Below are 16,810 nucleotides of genomic sequence, written 5' to 3' on the forward strand. Positions count from 1 at the left end.
GTCGTAGAGCGCCCCGGCGACCGGGTCCTGGGCGGAGAGGTCCTGCGCCCGGTAGGGATCCTGGCCGTAGGCGTCCGGTCCTTGGGCGTCCTGCAAGTACATGTCGGTGTGGGGCTGCGGCGGGACATGGCCGGGCCCGGGCTGCGGGCGCTCGGGGTAGCCCGAGTCGTCCGCGCCCTGACCGCGGTCACCGTCGTACGGCGCGTTCATCCTTACCCCACCTCATCGTCCCCTGGCCCACCGGCCACGACATCGCTCAACGGTCCACTCTCTCACCCGTGCCGGACGGGTCGGTGCTTTCCTGTGCGGTGTCCGCTGGCGGGTCACTCGGGTGCTCCGGCTCGTCTGCCCCGGACCGCGCGAGGGACTCCTCCACGGGTCCGTCCGCGGTGGGGACTCCCGTGGCGCTGGTCTCCTCGACCGGGGTGTCCTCCTCGGTCTCCTCCTCGGCCCGCCGTGCCGCCGCGCGCTTGCGCTGTGTGTACATCCGGAAGCCGGCGAGCACGAGCAACAGCACTCCGCCGGCGATCACCAGCATCACGGTGGGCGTGAACTCGGTGACGCTCACGTCGAACGTCACGGGGGGACCATACTTCTGACCGTCCTCCGTGTAGAGCTGCGCCACCACCGCGACCTCGCCGTTGACGTTGGCGTTGGTGTCGAACTTCACCGACTGGCTGTGTCCGCCGGAGACCGTGATGGTCTGTTCCGCGTAGTCGTCGCCGTCGATCTCCAGGCGCTTCGGCTGCAAAGACGTGAGGCGTAGCACCAGCTTGTCGACGCCCTGCACGAGGTTGTTCTGCACCGTCACCGGGATCGTGGCGCTGCGGCCGGAGAGCTTCGTCTCCGACTTCTTGATCAGCCTGACCTGGTCGGTGAGGGTGCCGAGGTACGACCGCACGCTGTCGCGGTAGGCGCGGGCCTCGGTGGCGCGGCCGCGCCAGGAGGTGGACATCTCCCGGTTCATGGCCCGTCCGAAGGGTGTGACGACGCGGGACTTGTCGGAGAGGATCACCTTGAATCGGTCGAGGTCGGTCTGGGTGCCGAGGATCGTCTCGAAGGCCGCTGTCGGCAGCTGCTGCTTGCGCAGGGACGCGGGGTACGCGGAGGCCGCCGGGACCTTCGTGTTGGCATTCGGGTCGGGCTTGGTGTCGGCGGCCGTCGACAGGTCCTGTGACTGGGACCAGTTTCCGTTCTGGAGGGCCGTCAGGGCCTGAGCCATTGTCTGGGCCTGACTCGCGGACGGCATGCGCTGCGGGGCGATCACCACGCTGCGCTGCTTGTCCGGGGCCTGCAGGTTGGTCATCAGGCTCTGCGCGAGGAACCTCTGCACGGCCAGGGTGGCGTTGTCGGCCTTCGTCATGTCGCCCTGGAACGCCGTGGACAGCCGTGCGTCCGCCACGACCGCCGTGGTGCCGCCGCCGATGGGGCGGGCCGCGTTCGGCGTGTACGTCAGCCTTCCGGTCTCCTGGAGGCTGTCACTGCGGGCGATCACCTTGTCGGCGCCCGCCGAGGTGGCGACCTTGACGATCGACGGGTCGACGGCGCCGTTCACGGGCCAGGAGAAGTCCGTCTCCGGTTCCACGTGGAGCACGGTCTCCACGGTGTCGGCGGCCACGTCGGTGGCGTCCTTGAGGTGGCTCAGGGAGCCGGTGACGTTCTTGCCGTTGTGCGCCAGCGAGGCGAGGTCGGGGTCGGCGAAGGGGAGGGCGACGACTTCCTCGCCCTGGACGGCCTCTTCGAGTTCGGCGAGCCACCGCTTGGCGACCGCCTGGTTCTTGCCCGCGACGGTTTCGGTGCCGCTCTTGACCTGGTAGCTGCGCGTCATCGCGTCGACGGAGGCCAGGAGGTCCGGGTCGATCACCCAGGTGATGTTGAGTTCCTTGCCCAGGCTCAGCAGCTGGTCCAGGCGGCCGCCCCGGGAGATCTCGTCGGCCAGGTCCTCGTTCTGGAAGACGGGTGTCTGCTGTTCGCCCGGCCCTGTCTCCGCCGTCAGGTGGGAGGTGGAGAGCAGGGGCCAGAGGTACGTCGTCTTCGTCTTGCTGTTCGCCTCGTCCGGCTGCCAGGGGAGGAACGTCCGCTGGATGCCGAGCACCTGGTCGTACGGCGTGGCCGCGGTCCGGCCGGTGAGGGAGACCCCGAGCTGGTAGACGCCGTCGGCACCGAGGTCCAGTTCCTCGACCGGCACCGAGATGCTGAACGACTGGGCCACGCCGGGGGTGAGCCTCGAGAACTTCTCGACGTACTTCCCGCCGACCTCGGTCCCGTCGGTGTACTGGTTGAAGCGGGTGCGTTTGGCGGCCTCGTCGATGGCCGAACGGCCGGAGACGGTCCCGCCGACGCGGACGCCCACGTGGGCGCTCGTGACCGGCTGCTTGCCGTTGTTCCTGACCGTGCCGGAGACGGTGATGGTGTCGCCATCGGTGGGAACGGTCGGGGCGAGCGAGTCCAAGGAGACGTCGACCGTGTTCGACCCGGTGGCCTCGGCCGGTGAGGACTTCGTCGCGGAGTGCGCTTCCGGCGCGGCAGGCAGCTGGAGCAGACAGGCCAGCAGAGGCGCCCCGGCGAACAGTGCTCCGGTCCGCCGGAGCCACCGGCGGGCAGGTGAGGCACTCATACCCTGGGTGTCTACCGCCTCGGCCACGCGCTCGCCCGTCCCTCGTCGTGTCAGTGGTCGTCGGAATGTGCGTCCACGCATGGTAACGATGTGCGCTGAGGGGAAGTGCCGCGGTCTGCCTCACAAGATCGGCGGGCAGGGCCACGCTGTCCCGTATGTGCACGTATTAAAGGGAGCGGCGGGAGGGACGACTGTGCACGTTCAATGGAGGCGCTCCCAGTGGCCGGGGGCACGTACCCTTTTCTGTTGTGCCGAACGCCAACGAAGACAAGCCCAGTGCCCTGAGTCAGGTGCAGCACCGCGCGGTGAGCGAACTGCTGCGGGTGTCCCCTGTCGCCGACGATCTCGCCCGCCGTTTCCAGACGGCCGGGTTCTCGCTCGCCCTCGTCGGCGGCTCGGTACGGGACGCGCTCCTCGGTCGGCTCGGCAACGACCTGGACTTCACGACGGACGCGCGTCCTGAGGACGTGTTGAAGATTGTGCGCCCCTGGGCGGACGCCGTGTGGGAGGTCGGTATCGCTTTCGGCACGGTGGGGGCTCAGAAGGACGCCCGCGTCGGAGAGGCTGTTCAGCGCTTTCAGATCGAGGTCACCACGTACCGGTCGGAGGCGTACGACCGGACCTCGCGCAAGCCGGAGGTGTCCTACGGAGACTCCATCGGGGAGGACCTCGTACGGCGTGACTTCACGGTGAACGCGATGGCCGTGGCACTCCCCGAGAAGGAGTTCATCGACCCCCACGGTGGTCTGGAGGACCTCGCGGAGCGTGTGCTGCGCACGCCCGGCACTCCGGAGGAGTCCTTCTCCGACGACCCTCTGCGGATGATGCGGGCCGCGCGTTTCGCCGCCCAGCTCGACTTCGAAGTGGCTCCGGACGTCGTCTCGGCGATGACCGAGATGGCCGGGCGAATCGAGATCGTCTCCGCGGAGCGGGTCCGGGACGAGCTGAACAAGTTGATCCTTTCCGCGTATCCGCGGAAGGGCCTGACGCTGCTGGTCGAGACCGGGCTCGCCGACCACGTGCTGCCCGAGCTTCCGGCGCTGCGGCTGGAGCGTGACGAGCACCACCGGCACAAGGACGTCTACGACCACACGTTGATCGTGTTGGAGCAGGCGATGGCGTTGGAGGAGGACGGTCCCGATCTCACGCTCCGGCTTGCCGCACTGCTGCACGACATCGGTAAGCCGAGGACGCGCCGCTTCGAGAAGGACGGCCGGGTCTCCTTCCACCACCACGAGGTGGTGGGTGCCAAGATGACCAAGAAGAGGATGACCGCCCTCAAGTACGCCAACGACCTCGTCAAGGACGTCTCGCGTCTGGTCGAACTCCACCTGCGCTTCCACGGCTACGGGACCGGGGAGTGGACGGACTCGGCGGTCCGCCGGTACGTACGTGATGCCGGCCCGCTCCTGGATCGCCTCCACAAGTTGACCCGCTCCGACTGCACCACGCGCAACAAACGCAAGGCGGGCGCCCTGTCTCGCGCGTATGACGGACTGGAACAACGCATCGCTCAACTCCAGGAGCAGGAGGAGCTGGACGCCATCCGTCCGGACCTCGACGGCAACCAGATCATGGAGATCCTGGGCGTCGGTCCGGGCCCGGTCATCGGGCAGGCCTACAAGTTCATGCTGGAACTGCGGCTGGAGAACGGCCCGATGGGGTACGACGCGGCGGTGTCGGCGCTCAAGGAGTGGTGGACCGAGCAAGGCTGAACCGGCGGGGGGAACTGGGGCCGAGCCGTGAAACAGGGGTCATGTTTCACGTGAAACATGACCCCGGCCGAACCGGTCGGGCACATACCGAGGGGCGATGTTTCACGTGAAACATCGCCCCTCGATCGTTCCTGTGCCGGCCCTACACGGACTTCAGGCAGAGCACCACGTTGTGGTTGTTGCCCACCTGGTAGTACGAGATCTCGGCTTCCTTGACCGACTGGCACTTGCTGCTGTCGCTGGTGTTGTCGAACTTCTCGACGACCTTGTACTCGGCGCCGTCGGAGGAGCAGTCGACGGTCTTCAGATCCGGCGAGGACTGCGAGCCCTCGTTGTGCATGCAACTGCCCACGGAGGTGGTCTCGGCGTCACTCTGGCCCAGGTACCACTTGCCGAGGGCGACGATGATCGCGACGACGATGAAGGCGCCGATACGCAGAAGGGTCTTGCTGACGCGCTTCTTCGGTGCGGGCGGCGGGACCGGAGCCCCCTGGAACGGTGCGCCCGGCTGCGGCGGGTACGGCTGGGGGACCCCCGGCTGGGTGGGCTGTGTGGCGTACGGGTTCTGGCCCGGCGGCGGAGTGGTCATTTGGGGGTCCCCCTCGGAAGTATGCGCGCATGGCGCGAAATAAGACGTGCGTAAGCTATCGGGACCCACTGACAACGCAGAGCCTCAGGAATGCTCTGTGGCACTGATGTGACACTTACTGCCGTTCAAAGCGGGCCATACCCGCAGCAACCGTCGCGTAGATAACGGCGATTGTTATCACCAGAGCAGCTGAGCGGCCGTCAGGCGGGAGCATCAGGGCGGCAACTCCCGCGGCACCGACGAAGGCGATGTTGAACAGCACGTCGTAAACCGAGAAGATCCGGCCACGGAAGCCGTCGTCGACCGAGGACTGGATGATCGTGTCCGTGGCGATCTTCGCGCCCTGGGTGACGAGACCCAGGACGAAGGCCGCGATCAGTATGGGAACTTCGGCGAACGGAAGTCCCAGGGCCGGCTCCAGGACGGCGGCGGCAGCGGCACAGGTGACGATCCACATGCCTGGCCCCAGCCGCCCGGCCGCCCACGGGGTCACCACGGCCGCCGCGAAGAAGCCCGCGCCCGAGATCCCCACAGCGAGGCCCAGCAGGGCCAGCCCCTCCTCGGAGTCCGACGACCAGGCATACCGGCAGAGCATCAGCACCATGACCGTCAGGGCGCCGTAGCAGAACCGCATCAGCGTCATCGAGGCCAGCGCCCAGGTCGCCTCCCGCCGCTGGGGCTCGGCGAGATGCCGTACGCCCGCCACCAGGTCCCGCGCGGTGCCGGAGAGCGCCGCCCGCAGTCGCAGCCGCACCAAGTCCGGCTCGGGCCCCAGCAGTTCCGGTGCCATGCGCAGGGAGGCGAGGGCGGAACACAGGTACAGGACCGCGCCGACGACGACCACCGCGGCATCGGAGTCCGCCACCAACAGCCGTACGGCGAAGGCGATTCCACCGCCCGCGGTGGCGGCGAGTGTTCCGGCCGTCGGGGAGAGGGAGTTGGCCATCACCAGGCGATCGGCGTCCACCACGCGCGGCAGCGCGGCCGAGAGCCCGGCTAGGACGAAGCGGTTGACCGCGGTGACACAGAGCGCGGAGACGTAGAAGAGCCAGTCCGGCACGGCGCTCAGCATCAGAACGGCCGTCACACAGGCCAGGAAGGCACGCAGCAGGTTGCCGTACAGGAAGACCTGGCGGCGCCGCCAGCGGTCCAGCAGGACACCGGCGAACGGGCCGACGAGCGAGTACGGGAGGAGCAGAACGGCCATCGCCGAGGCGATCGCGGCGGCCGACGTCTGCTTCTCCGGTGAGAAGACGACATACGTGGCGAGCGCGACCTGGTAGACGCCGTCGGCTCCCTGGGAGAGCAGCCGCACGGCGAGCAGGCGCCGGAAGTTCCGGAAGCGGAGCAGGACGCGCAGGTCACGCACGACGGACATGAGCCACAGCCTCACATACGGGGAGGGTCCCCGGGTCATGCGACCCGGGGACCCTCAGCAGGACTCGAACTGAAGCGCCTCAGAGCCCTGTTGTACCGGCACGCAGCGCTTGGTCCGCTCCTAGCGCTCGACCTCGCCCTTGATGAACTTCTCCACGTTCTCGCGGGCCTCGTCGTCGAAGAACTGGACCGGCGGGGACTTCATGAAGTAGCTCGACGCGGAGAGGATCGGGCCGCCGATGCCGCGGTCCTTGGCGATCTTGGCGGCGCGCAGGGCGTCGATGATGACGCCGGCGGAGTTCGGGGAGTCCCACACCTCGAGCTTGTACTCCAGGTTCAGTGGGACGTCACCGAACGCACGGCCCTCCAGGCGGACGTACGCCCACTTGCGGTCGTCGAGCCAGGCGACGTAGTCGGACGGGCCGATGTGCACGTTCTTCTCGCCGAGCTCCCGGTCGGGGATCTGCGAGGTGACGGCCTGCGTCTTGGAGATCTTCTTGGACTCCAGGCGCTCGCGCTCGAGCATGTTCTTGAAGTCCATGTTGCCGCCGACGTTCAGCTGCATCGTGCGGTCCAGGACGACGCCCCGGTCCTCGAACAGCTTCGCCATGACGCGGTGCGTGATCGTCGCGCCGACCTGCGACTTGATGTCGTCGCCGACGATCGGGACGCCCGCCTCGGTGAACTTGTCCGCCCACTCCTTGGTGCCGGCGATGAAGACCGGAAGGGCGTTGACGAACGCGACCTTGGCGTCGATGGCGCACTGGGCGTAGAACTTCGCCGCGTCCTCGGAACCCACCGGCAGGTAGCAGACGAGTACGTCGACCTGCCTGTCCTTGAGGATCTGGACGACGTCGACCGGCTCCTCCTCGGACTCCTCGATGGTGGCCCGGTAGTACTTGCCGAGGCCGTCGAGGGTGTGGCCGCGCTGAACGGTCACGCCGGTGCTGGGCACGTCGCAGATCTTGATCGTGTTGTTCTCGGAGGCGCCGATGGCGTCGGCGAGATCCAGGCCCACTTTCTTGGCGTCGATGTCGAACGCGGCGACGAACTCGACATCACGGACGTGGTAGTCGCCGAACTGGACGTGCATCAGGCCGGGGACCTTCGACGCCGGGTCGGCGTCCTTGTAGTACTCGACTCCCTGCACCAGCGATGCGGCGCAGTTGCCCACACCGACGATGGCTACGCGAACCGAACCCATTCCGGTTGCTCCCTGTGTGTACGAGTGAGGCCCTGGCAGGGGTCTCACGTGGCAGTGTCGCCGGGCGTATCCGGCCCGGGGGTGTCCCCGGGCCGGGGCAGGACGCCCGGCGCTCCCTCTGTGGTGTCGCGAGCGGGTTCTCCGTGGGCGCGCCCCTTGAGGTCCCGGCCCGCCCGCTCGCTCTCGATGAGCTCGTTCAGCCAGCGCACTTCGCGCTCCACGGACTCCATCCCGTGGCGCTGGAGCTCAAGCGTGTAGTCGTCGAGGCGCTCCCGGGTGCGCGCCAGGGAGGCGCGCATCTTCTCCAGCCGCTCCTCCAAGCGGCTGCGACGGCCCTCCAGGACGCGCATGCGCACGTCGCGGGAGGTCTGCCCGAAGAAGGCGAAACGAGCGGCGAAGGTCTCGTCCTCGTACGCGTCGGGGCCCGTCTGTGAGAGCAGCTCCTCGAAGTGCTCCTTACCTTCCGCCGTCAACCGGTAGACGATCTTCGCCCGGCGCCCGGTGAGCGGAGCGGCGGGAGCGTCTTCCTGTGCGCCCCCCGATTCCTCGATCAACCAGCCGTTGGCGACCAGCGTCTTGAGACAGGGGTAGAGCGTCCCGTAGCTGAAGGCGCGGAACACACCCAGCGACGTATTGAGTCGTTTGCGCAGCTCGTAGCCGTGCATCGGAGATTCGCGGAGCAGTCCGAGTACGGCGAACTCGAGGATTCCGGAGCGCCGGCTCATCGTCGCCTCCTCTCTGCCGCGGCCTCACCATCACGTCTTTATGCCGAGCTGATGTATCGACTCGATACATCTCGACGATAGATCGCCCCTGCGGATGCGACAAGAGGGGGCGCGGTGAACGGGATCACATCACCGTTTCGTTGCAGGCAAGTTGCCTGGTTTGGGATGAAGTTCGGTCCTCGGGTGTTTTGGCGGTGCGTAGTCTGTGCGCCATGCACACCACCGGGAACCGAGTGACGTCTGAGCGCGTCGTCGTCCTTGGTGCAGTACGGATGAATGCCAACACGACCGCATCCGTACTTCGGGGGGACAGGAAACCAGCCGCCGTTTCCAGGCGCGCAAGGGTGCGCCTGCCCGAGGAGTAGTCGTTCGATGAGCGAGCACCGTCGCAAACCGCCGCAGCCGCAGGGAGGCGGACGTGCCGCGGCCCGACGCGGCCAGTCGGCGTCCTCCGGCCGCCGCGCGGCACCGCGAGGCGCCACCGGGTCTCCTTCCGGCTCCTATGGCTCGGGAGGTGAGGAGCGCCCGTATGGCGGCCGTGCCGAGGCCCGGCGAGCCACACAGAGAAGCGCAGGGGGTGGCCGCCGCAGAGCGGCGCCCGAGGCCGCGGGACGTGGTCCCGGGCGCGGTAGAGGACGTTCCGCACCGCCTTCCCGGAAGCGGATCATCGACTACCCGCGCGCGGGGAAGTACGGCGCTGCCCGCTGGGTGCCGTCGTGGCGACTCGTGACGGGTCTGTTCATCGGGTTCTTCGGGAGCCTGGTGGCGGTGGCGGGGATCGGCTACGCGCTCGTGGGCGTGCCCGACCCGGCCAAGGCGGCTCAGGCGCAGAACAACGTCTACTACTGGGACAACGGCAAACCGATGGTCTCCACCGGTGGGGAGACCAACCGGCAGATCATCGCCTACTCCAAGATCCCCAAGGCGATGCGGTACGCGGTCATCTCGGCCGAGAACAAGACGTTCGAGACCGACAGCGGCGTCGACCCGATGGGTATCGCGCGTGCCCTCTTCAACATGGCCAAGGGCGGCGACACCCAGGGCGGCTCGACCATCACCCAGCAGTACGTGAAGAACGCGATGCTGGACGACCAGTCGCAGACAGTGACCCGGAAGTTCAAAGAGCTCTTCATCTCGATCAAGGTCGGTGCGAAGAAGTCCAAGGAGGAGGTGATGAGTGGCTACCTGAACACCGCCTACTACGGGCGCAACGCCTACGGCATCCAGGCCGCCGCTCGCGCCTACTTCGGCAAGGACGCCGAGGAACTCAACCCGAGTGAGTGCGCCTTCCTGGCGGCCGTGCTCAAGGGCGCGACGTACTACGACCCGGCGGGCTCCGTCGAGATCGACCCCTCGGCCACTCCCGAGGCCAACCGCAAGCGGGCCGATGAGCGCTGGCGGTGGATCCTCGGCGAGATGGTCAAGGACGGGCACCTCAGCCAGGCGGACCGGGCCAAGTACACGTCGTTCCCCAAGGTCCAGAGCCCCCGCTCGAACAATGATCTGAAGGGCCAGGTCGGTTACCTCGTCGACCTCGCCAAGGCGTACATCATCAAGAACACCAACATCTCGGAGAGCGAGCTGCGGCGGGGCGGCTACGAGATCCACACGACCTTCAACAAGACGATGGTCAAGCAGCTCTCGGACTCCGTGGCGAAGGTCCGCAAGGAGAACATCAAGCCCAAGGAACGCCCGAAGACGGACACCCACGTCGAGTTCGGCGGGGCCTCGGTCGATCCGGCCACCGGTGCGATCAGAGCGATCTACGGCGGCGCGGACGCGACCCAGCACTTCACCAACAACGCCGACCAGACGGGCGCCCAGGTGGGCTCGACGTTCAAGCCCTTCGTGCTCGCGGCCGCCATGAAGTGGGGCGTGCGCGACAAGGACGGAGACGAGGAACAGCCTCAGGACGAACGGACCATCGTCTCCCCGAAGAGCCTGTTCAGCGGCAAGAACAACCTCAAGGTCAAGGAATACAACGGCGACGTCTGGACGAACGAGAAGGGCGAGGAGTGGCTGCAGGCCAACGACGGCGACGAGTCGTACGGCAGTCCGCCGAACTACGACATCAGCCTTCGTGAGGCGATGAGAGTCTCGGCGAACTCCGCGTTCGTGCAGCTCGGAATGGACGTGGGCCTCGACAAGGTCAAGGAGTCCGCCATGGATGCGGGCCTCCTCGAGGGCAGCCTGACGGGCACCAGCTACCCGTCCTTCTCGATCGGCATCTCCGACCCGAGCGCCATCCGTATGGCGGGGGCGTACTCCACCTTCGCGGACAGCGGCAAGCAGCGTGACATCTACTCGGTCAAGGAGATCGAGGGCGAGGACGGTGTGGTCTTCAACCACCAGGACATCGCCAAGACCAAGCAGGCATTCACCGCCAAGGTCGCCGACAACGTCACGAACGTCCTGAAGACCGTGGTCGACGAGGGAACCGGTACCAACGCCCGGCTGCCGGGCCGTGAGGTGGCCGGCAAGACGGGTACCACCGACGGCAACAAGTCCGCGTGGTTCGTCGGGTACACCCCGCAGTTGTCGACCGCGATCGGCATGTACCGCATGGACGACAACGAGAAGATCAAGAACCGTGAGTTCCTGCAGATGTACGGAACCGGTGGTCAGAAGTCGATCCACGGTGCCTCGTTCCCGTCAGAGATCTGGCACGACTACATGGAGCAGGCACTCAAGGGCAAGAAGGTCATCGACTTCCCCGATCCCGAGCCGATCGGCGTGGTCGTCAACGACCAGCCGGACCCGACGCCGACCCCGTCGGTGACCGAGTCCGACGAGGAGACCACTGAGCCCAGCCCATCGCCCAGTGAGACCGAGGTCTCGCCGTCGCCCACACCGACCGAGACCTGCAACCCGTTCGACCCGACCTGCAACGACGTGGGCGGAAACGATGCGGGCGGTACGGACACCGGAGGCACGGATGGTGGGGTGACCTCCTCACCAACCGAATCCGAGGGCAATACGAGAGGAAACGGCAACGACGGAGGCATCTTCGGATGACCGAACGGCTCGCTGCCGGTGTGAAGGGACACCATCGAGGGTGTTTCACGTGAAACACCCGCCGTGAGGTGTTTCACGTGAAACGAGGGCCGCCGTACCCCACCGGGTGCGGCGGTCCTCGGCGTATTCCAAGGTGCGTACGGCAGGATGTGCGGCATGCCCAGTGCAGACACGACGCGAGTGAGCGTGGACGAGCCGGAGCCGGTACGGCCGACCAAGGAGGACGAGGTCGCCGCGAGCGGCAGTGAGCTGATCGGCGGCCCCATCGGGCGGCGAGCACTGCTCGGGACGTCCTGGTGGACCCCCGTGCGAGTGGTCGCGCTCGTGGCCATCGGCATGTTCGCCCTCGGCATGGTGCAGAAGCTGCCCTGCTACGACGGCGCCTGGTTCTTCGGGGCCAGCTCCCAGTACACGCACGCGTGCTACTCGGACATTCCGCACCTCTACCAGGGGCGCGGCTTCGCCGACGGCCTGGTGCCGTACTTCGACAAGCTCTCCGGCGACATGGAGTACCTCGAGTATCCCGTGCTGACCGGTGTGTTCATGGAGGTCGCCGCCTGGCTCACCCCGGGCAGCGGCAAGATCCAGGACCAGGAGCAGTGGTACTGGATGGTCAACGCCGGGATGCTGATGGTGTGCACGGCGGTCATCGCCGTCTGCACCGTGCGAACCCAGCGTCGGCGCCCCTGGGACGGCCTCCTGGTCGCCCTCGCGCCCGCCTTCGCGCTGACGGCCACCATCAACTGGGACCTTCTCGCCGTGGCCCTGCTGGCCGCCGCGATGCTGATGTGGTCGCGGCGGCGCCCCCTCGCCTTCGGCGTGCTGGTGGGGCTCGCCACGGCCGCGAAGTTCTATCCGTTCCTGGTACTCGGACCGCTCTTGGTGCTGTGCTGGCGGGCGGGCAAGTGGCGGGAGTTCGGTACGGCGCTGCTGGGTGCCGTCGGCGCCTGGCTCGCGGTGAACCTTCCGGTGATGTTCCTCGCTCCGGAGGGATGGGCGAAGTTCTACAGCTTCAGCCGTGAGCGCGGAGTCGACTTCGGATCGATCTTCCTGATCTTGTCGCAGCGGTTCGACATCCAGATCACCGCGGACACGGCCAACACCTCCGCGATGGTCATGATGGTGCTCGCCTGTGGGGGTGTCGCCGCGCTCGCGTTCACCGCCCCGCGCCGGCCGCGTCTCGCCCAGCTCGTCTTCCTGATCGTCGCGGCCTTCATCCTCACCAACAAGGTCTACTCACCGCAGTATGTGCTCTGGCTGATCCCCCTCGCCGTGCTGGCCCGGCCGCGGTGGCGGGACTTCCTGATCTGGCAGGCGTGCGAGGTCGGGTACTTCCTCGGGATCTGGATGTACCTCGCGTACACGACCAGCGGGGACGCCCACAAGGGGCTGCCGACGGAGGGCTACCAGCTGGCCATCGCCGTCCACCTGCTGGGGACGCTGTTTCTGTGCGCCGTCGTCGTACGGGACATCTACCTGCCCGAGCGTGACGTCGTGCGCCGGGCCGGCGACGACGATCCGGCGGGCGGTGTCCTGGACGGCGCGGAGGACGTCTTCGTGCTCGGTGCGGCGGCTCATCCCCCACGGCACGCGGCACACCTGGACGGGCCGCACGTCGCGTGGGGCAGCCACGGCACCACAGAGAGTTCGCCCTGAGCGAACAGGCTGTAGGGAAGGTACGCAGAAGGCCGTACATGGAGTCCGTGTACGGCCTTCTGCGATCGTCGGGTCAGCGGTCGACGATCCGGTCGAACTGCGTGGTGGTGTGCCGCAGGTGCGCCACCAGTTCCTCGCCGACCTTCGGCTCCGGGGCGTCCGCGGGCACGAAGAGGATCGACACCTGCATGTGCGGTGGTTCCGCGAACCAGCGCTGCTTGCCGCCCAGGACGAACGGAGAAAGGTTCCGGTTGACCGTGGCGAGGCCGGCGCGTGCGACGCCCTTGGCGCGCGGCATGACGCCGTGCAGCGCCTTCGGGGCCTCCAGACCCACCCCGTGCGACGTACCGCCCGCCACGACCACCAGGAATCCGTCCGAAGCCGCCTTCTGCTGGCGGTAGCCGAAGCGGTCGCCCTTGGAGATCCGGGTGACGTCCAGGACGGCACCGCGGTACTCGGTCGCCTCGTGGTCCCCCAGCCACAGCCGCGTGCCTATGCGGGCCCGGAAGCGGGTCTGGGGGAACTGCTGCTGCAGGCGGACGAGTTCCTCCGCCTTGAGGTGGCTGACGAACATCGTGTGGAGCGGGAGACGGGCCGCGCGCAGGCGGTCCATCCAGCCGATGACCTCCTCGACGGCGTCGGAACCGTCGGTGCGGTCCAGCGGCAGGTGGAGGGCGAATCCCTCCAGGCGGACGTTCTCTATGGCGGCGTGGAGCTGGGGCAGGTCCTGCTCGCTCACGCCGTGCCGCTTCATCGAGGACATGACCTCGATGACCACCCGGGCGCCCACGAGGCCGTACACGCCGTCCACGGACGACACGGAGCGGATGACGCGGTCGGGCAGCGGCACCGGCTCCTCACCCCGCCGGAACGGCGTGAGCACCAGCAGGTCGCCGCCGAACCAGTCCCTGATCCGGGCGGCCTCATAGGTGGTGCCGACGGCGAGGATGTCCGATCCGAGGCGTGTGGCCTCCTCCGCCAGACGCTCGTGGCCGAAGCCGTAGCCGTTGCCCTTGCAGACGGGGACGAGCCCCGGGAACTGCTCCTGCACATGCTTGTGGTGTGCCCGCCAGCGCGCGGTGTCGACGTAGAGCGTGAGCGCCATGGCCGGTCCCGGAACCTTTCTCGTGGCTGCGGTGAATCAGAGCTGCGGTGTATCAGAGGTGTGAAGCGCAATTGTGGTGCATCCGCCGGACCGGCGGGGCGATGCGGGACCGCGTCAGCGGCGTGACATGTAGATGTCGAGCGCCTTGTGAAGGAGCTTGTTGAGCGGGAAGTCCCACTCACCCAGGTACTCGGCGGCCTGTCCGCCTGTGCCCACCTTGAACTGGATCAGACCGAAAAGGTGGTCCGTCTCGTCCAGCGAGTCGGAGATGCCCCGCAGGTCGTACACGGTCGCACCGAGGGCGTAGGCGTCGCGCAGCATCCGCCACTGCATGGCGTTCGAGGGCCGGACCTCACGCCCGATGTTGTCCGACGCGCCGTACGAGTACCAGACGTGCCCGCCGACGACCAGCATCGTCGCCGCCGACAGGTTCACGCCCTCGTGCCGGGCGAAGTACAGCCGCATGCGGTTGGGGTCCTCGTTGTTGAGGGCCGACCACATGCGCTGGAAGTACGACAGGGGCCGAGGACGGAAGCGGTCGCGCACGGCCGTGATCTCGTACAGCCGCTGCCACTCCTCCAGGTCCTGGTAGCCGCCCTGGACGACCTCGACACCCGCCTTCTCGGCCTTCTTGATGTTGCGCCGCCACAGCTGGTTGAAGTTCTTGTGGACCTCTTCCAGGGAGCGGTTCGCCAGCGGCACCTGGAAGACGTAGCGGGGCTGGACGTCCCCGAAGCCGGCCCCGCCGTCCTCGCCCTGCTGCCAGCCCATGCGGCGCAGCTTGTCGGAGACCTCGAAGGCGCGCGGCTCGATGAAGTCGGCCTCGATGTCGCGCAGGCGCTTCACGTCCGGGTCCTGGATGCCCTTCTTGATGGACGTGGCCTCCCAGCGCCGGATGATCACCGGCGGGCCCATCTTCACGGAGAAGGCGCCCTGCTGCTTGAGGTGCGCGAGCATCGGTTCCAGCCAGTCGACCAGATTCGGCGCGAACCAGTTGATGACCGGGCCCTCGGGCAGATAGGCGAGGTAGCGCTTGATCTTGGGCAGCTGCCGGTACAGGACGAGGCCCGCGCCGACCATCTCGCCCGTCTTGTCGAACCACCCGAGGCTCTCGGAGCGCCACTCCGCCTTGACGTCAGCCCAGGCCGGGACCTGCATGTGGCTCGCCGCCGGCAGGCTCTGGATGTACGCCAGATGCTGCTCTCGGCTGATCGTCCTCAGGGTCAGGCTCATTCAGGGCGCTCCTCGGGCTGGTGTGTCCCCATGGGTACAGGGGCTCCGGCTCTAGCGCCGAAGCCTACTGCGCCCTGCGAGCGCGCCGTCTGGCCGTATGCAACCTGGCGCGGACCTGTCCGTGGCCGGACGCCGAGAGGTGTTGTCCGGCAGGCTGACGGGTCGTCGGCCGGTGAGACCGCCGACGCCCCGTCAGCCACCGCGGAGTCAGCCGAAGAGGCCCCCATGGGCCATGCCGAGGAAGAAGCCGACCGCCGAGGCACCGAGACCCACGATCAGACCGAAGCGCTCACGGGTCGTCTCGGAGATGAACTGCCCGTACGCGCCGGTCAGGATCCCCACCAGCCCTGTCCAGGAACTGAGCAGGTGCAGATGGTGGAACATCGCCGTGACGAAGGAGACCACCCCGAGCACGAGCGTCACGGCAAGCAGGGTGACCTGCACGGGGTGGGGCTTGTGATCGGTGGCGAACAGGGATCCGGCGATGTTGGGTCGCATTGTCTGTGCCATAGGGCACCTCCTGCGGAAGGCGGCGCATCGTAGCGCCTTACACACCCGATGTGTACAGATTGACGGTCCACGCGGCCTGATTTCAACCGGTAGCGCGAGTGCGGGTACTCTGTATCGTCTGCATGGGTGTCTGCCCTGGCCACGACGGGGAGTTCCTGCCGGGATCTCCGATTGTCAGTGGCGGCCGATACCGTTGCGTACGCATCACAACCCTCCTGCCACGGAACGACCGTGGCCGCTGAGTCCAAAGGAGGTGGGTTCCACATGCGTCACTACGAGGTGATGGTCATCCTCGACCCCGATCTGGAGGAGCGCGCTGTCGCCCCTCTGATCGAGAACTTCCTCTCCGTCGTCCGTGAGGGCAACGGAAAGGTCGAGAAGGTCGACACCTGGGGCCGTCGTCGTCTCTCGTACGAGATCAAGAAGAAGCCTGAGGGCATCTACTCGGTCATCGACCTCCAGGCCGAGCCTGCGGTCGTCAAGGAGCTCGACCGCCAGATGAACCTGAACGAGTCGGTCCTCCGTACCAAGGTCCTCCGCCCCGAGACCCACTGAGCTCTCCCGCTCAGCTGATCTCGGGATTCGAGTAGCAGCAACCAAGCAGCCAGAGCAGCAAACCCGCCGAGAGGTTCCCCATGGCAGGCGAGACCGTCATCACGGTCGTCGGCAATCTTGTCGACGACCCCGAGCTGCGCTTCACCCCTTCCGGTGCGGCGGTCGCGAAGTTCCGTGTCGCGTCCACGCCCCGCACCTTCGACCGCCAGACGAACGAGTGGAAGGACGGCGAGAGCCTGTTCCTGACCTGCTCGGTATGGCGGCAGGCGGCGGAGAACGTCGCCGAGTCGCTCCAGCGAGGCATGCGCGTCATCGTGCAGGGCCGGCTGAAGCAGCGGTCCTACGAGGACCGTGAGGGCGTCAAGCGCACGGTCTACGAGCTCGATGTCGACGAGGTCGGCGCGAGCCTGCGCAGTGCCACGGCCAAGGTCACCAAGACCGCCGGCCGCGGTGGCCAGGGTGGCTACGGCGGCGGTGGCGGTGGCGGCCAGGGTGGCGGCGGCTGGGGC

At 67.4% G+C, this 16,810-nt stretch carries 14 protein-coding genes; 5 read left to right on the top strand and 9 right to left on the bottom strand.

Annotated features, from left to right (window positions below):
• The coding region (locus FNH08_RS23380; RefSeq protein ID WP_152773499.1) for a hypothetical protein at nt 1–210 on the bottom strand (210 nt) is incomplete at its 3' end.
• A gap of 46 nt (nt 211–256) precedes the next feature.
• Nucleotides 257–2,644 (bottom strand): DUF6049 family protein, encoded by a 2,388-nt coding sequence (locus FNH08_RS23385; protein ID WP_322725183.1) that lies wholly within the window; start codon nt 2,642–2,644, stop codon nt 257–259.
• A gap of 221 nt (nt 2,645–2,865) precedes the next feature.
• Between FNH08_RS23385 and FNH08_RS23390 the strand changes: the two genes are divergently transcribed.
• Nucleotides 2,866–4,332 carry a CCA tRNA nucleotidyltransferase gene (locus FNH08_RS23390; protein ID WP_322725184.1) on the top strand — a complete coding sequence of 489 codons (1,467 nt, stop codon included), beginning with the start codon at nt 2,866–2,868 and terminating at the stop codon, nt 4,330–4,332.
• Between the two features lie 142 nt (nt 4,333–4,474).
• Here the strand turns inward: FNH08_RS23390 and FNH08_RS23395 are convergent, their stop codons facing one another.
• From FNH08_RS23395 to FNH08_RS23410, 4 genes are all read right to left on the bottom strand, one after another.
• Complete coding sequence (locus tag FNH08_RS23395; RefSeq protein WP_152773502.1) at nt 4,475–4,921, bottom strand: LppU/SCO3897 family protein; 447 nt, start codon at nt 4,919–4,921, stop codon at nt 4,475–4,477.
• 115 nt (nt 4,922–5,036) lie between these two features.
• Nucleotides 5,037–6,299 carry an MFS transporter gene (locus FNH08_RS23400; protein WP_152773503.1) on the bottom strand — a complete coding sequence of 421 codons (1,263 nt, stop codon included), beginning with the start codon at nt 6,297–6,299 and terminating at the stop codon, nt 5,037–5,039.
• A gap of 120 nt (nt 6,300–6,419) precedes the next feature.
• Entirely contained in the window at nt 6,420–7,502 is a 1,083-nt protein-coding gene (locus tag FNH08_RS23405) for an inositol-3-phosphate synthase (protein WP_152773504.1), read from the bottom strand.
• 44 nt (nt 7,503–7,546) lie between these two features.
• Entirely contained in the window at nt 7,547–8,227 is a 681-nt protein-coding gene (locus FNH08_RS23410) for a PadR family transcriptional regulator (RefSeq protein WP_152773505.1), read from the bottom strand.
• A 372-nt stretch (nt 8,228–8,599) separates the two neighbouring features.
• On the opposite strand from FNH08_RS23410, the gene FNH08_RS23415 reads away from it, so the two are divergent.
• Nucleotides 8,600–11,242: a transglycosylase domain-containing protein gene (locus FNH08_RS23415; RefSeq protein WP_152773506.1), complete on the top strand. Its 2,643-nt coding sequence runs from the start codon at nt 8,600–8,602 to the stop codon at nt 11,240–11,242.
• A gap of 156 nt (nt 11,243–11,398) precedes the next feature.
• Nucleotides 11,399–12,898: a glycosyltransferase family 87 protein gene (locus FNH08_RS23420; RefSeq protein ID WP_152773507.1), complete on the top strand. Its 1,500-nt coding sequence runs from the start codon at nt 11,399–11,401 to the stop codon at nt 12,896–12,898.
• A gap of 73 nt (nt 12,899–12,971) precedes the next feature.
• Here the strand turns inward: FNH08_RS23420 and FNH08_RS23425 are convergent, their stop codons facing one another.
• From FNH08_RS23425 to FNH08_RS23435, 3 genes are all read right to left on the bottom strand, one after another.
• On the bottom strand, nt 12,972–14,003 hold the full coding sequence (locus FNH08_RS23425; RefSeq protein ID WP_152773508.1) for an alanine racemase: 1,032 nt from the start codon (nt 14,001–14,003) through the stop codon (nt 12,972–12,974).
• A 114-nt stretch (nt 14,004–14,117) separates the two neighbouring features.
• Nucleotides 14,118–15,236 (bottom strand): peptidoglycan bridge formation glycyltransferase FemX, encoded by a 1,119-nt coding sequence (gene femX, locus FNH08_RS23430; RefSeq protein ID WP_152773509.1) that lies wholly within the window; start codon nt 15,234–15,236, stop codon nt 14,118–14,120.
• 207 nt (nt 15,237–15,443) lie between these two features.
• Complete coding sequence (locus FNH08_RS23435; RefSeq protein ID WP_152773510.1) at nt 15,444–15,746, bottom strand: hypothetical protein; 303 nt, start codon at nt 15,744–15,746, stop codon at nt 15,444–15,446.
• 264 nt (nt 15,747–16,010) lie between these two features.
• Between FNH08_RS23435 and rpsF the strand changes: the two genes are divergently transcribed.
• Together rpsF and FNH08_RS23445 are read left to right on the top strand one after the other, a co-directional pair.
• The gene (gene rpsF, locus FNH08_RS23440; RefSeq protein ID WP_005482942.1) at nt 16,011–16,301 is read left to right on the top strand and encodes a 30S ribosomal protein S6; all 291 of its coding nucleotides are present in this window, start codon (nt 16,011–16,013) and stop codon (nt 16,299–16,301) included.
• Nucleotides 16,302–16,381: 80 nt separating this feature from the next.
• Nucleotides 16,382–16,810: single-stranded DNA-binding protein (locus tag FNH08_RS23445; RefSeq protein WP_152773511.1), on the top strand; the 429-nt coding region annotated here is incomplete at its 3' end.

The sequence above is a fragment of the Streptomyces spongiae genome (assembly GCF_009377185.1).
Lineage (GTDB): Bacteria > Actinomycetota > Actinomycetes > Streptomycetales > Streptomycetaceae > Streptomyces > Streptomyces spongiae.

What these genes read in the sequence shown, in the direction of transcription:
- FNH08_RS23420 (WP_152773507.1), top strand. Translation starts at nt 11,399, where the DNA reads ATGCCCAGTGCAGACACGACGCGAGTGAGCGTGGACGAGCCGGAGCCG.
- femX (WP_152773509.1), bottom strand. Translation starts at nt 15,236, where the DNA reads ATGAGCCTGACCCTGAGGACGATCAGCCGAGAGCAGCATCTGGCGTAC.
- FNH08_RS23395 (WP_152773502.1), bottom strand. Translation starts at nt 4,921, where the DNA reads ATGACCACTCCGCCGCCGGGCCAGAACCCGTACGCCACACAGCCCACC.
- FNH08_RS23415 (WP_152773506.1), top strand. Translation starts at nt 8,600, where the DNA reads ATGAGCGAGCACCGTCGCAAACCGCCGCAGCCGCAGGGAGGCGGACGT.
- rpsF (WP_005482942.1), top strand. Translation starts at nt 16,011, where the DNA reads ATGCGTCACTACGAGGTGATGGTCATCCTCGACCCCGATCTGGAGGAG.
- FNH08_RS23405 (WP_152773504.1), bottom strand. Translation starts at nt 7,502, where the DNA reads ATGGGTTCGGTTCGCGTAGCCATCGTCGGTGTGGGCAACTGCGCCGCA.
- FNH08_RS23435 (WP_152773510.1), bottom strand. Translation starts at nt 15,746, where the DNA reads ATGGCACAGACAATGCGACCCAACATCGCCGGATCCCTGTTCGCCACC.
- FNH08_RS23425 (WP_152773508.1), bottom strand. Translation starts at nt 14,003, where the DNA reads ATGGCGCTCACGCTCTACGTCGACACCGCGCGCTGGCGGGCACACCAC.
- FNH08_RS23400 (WP_152773503.1), bottom strand. Translation starts at nt 6,299, where the DNA reads ATGTCCGTCGTGCGTGACCTGCGCGTCCTGCTCCGCTTCCGGAACTTC.
- FNH08_RS23410 (WP_152773505.1), bottom strand. Translation starts at nt 8,227, where the DNA reads ATGAGCCGGCGCTCCGGAATCCTCGAGTTCGCCGTACTCGGACTGCTC.